This window comes from Frankia sp. Hr75.2, assembly GCF_949319125.1.
GTDB lineage: Bacteria > Actinomycetota > Actinomycetes > Frankiales > Frankiaceae > Parafrankia > Parafrankia soli.
The window spans coordinates 1-711 of sequence record NZ_CASGGV010000206.1 but is presented as its reverse complement, the minus strand read 5'-3'; the positions used below and the strand labels follow the sequence as shown (position 1 = coordinate 711).

The 711-nt window shown below is 72.9% G+C and carries 1 protein-coding gene; it reads left to right on the top strand.

The window, feature by feature from the left end; all coding sequences use genetic code 11:
* Window positions 1-57 precede the first annotated feature (57 nt).
* On the top strand, window positions 58-711 hold a 654-nt coding region (locus tag AC559T_RS15035; protein WP_498869126.1), incomplete at its 3' end, for a DUF222 domain-containing protein.

Sequence of the window (711 nt, the reverse complement as noted above, 5' to 3'; positions counted from 1 at the left end):
GGATGCGAGCCTGCTCGCATCCGCTGATCGACGACACCCCTGGGCCCGGTGATCACAGTGATCGAACAGGTACCTTCCCCGGCAGCCGCCGCGTCCCCCACGCCCGACACCGACCCGACAGCCGGCCTGAACCTCGTGCCGCCAGGCCTGGACGCGCAGACCGCGCCGCTGGCGGATCTGGAAGCCGCGATCTGCGGGTGGGCAGGGCGGCTCGCGGCTGCGACCTGCGGCTGGCTGGTCCTCCTCTCCGCCTTCGAGCGGCGGGGCGGCTGGTCGGGGATCGGGCTGCGCTCATGTGCGCACTGGCTGTCCTGGCGCTGCGGGATCGGGCTACGTGCCGCCCGGGAACACCTGGCCACGGCCCGCGCCCTCGAACAACTCCCCACGGTGCGGGCGGCGTTCGCCGACGGGACGATCTCCTACTCGAAGGTCCGGGCGATCACCCGGATCGCCGACCCGACCACCGAGCCGCTCTGGCTCGAACACGCCCTGCACTGCACCGCAGGCCAGCTGGAACGCCTCGTCCGCACCCTCCGCCAGACCACCGCCGACCCGAACGACCGTGCCAGGACGCAGGCAGCCCGGCGGGTCTCCTGGCGCACGGACGACAACGGCATGCTGCACCTGACCGCGGTCCTGCCTCCCGACGAAGGCACCCACCTCATCACCGCGCTCGACGCCGCCCGCACCAGCCTCGACACCACCACCACC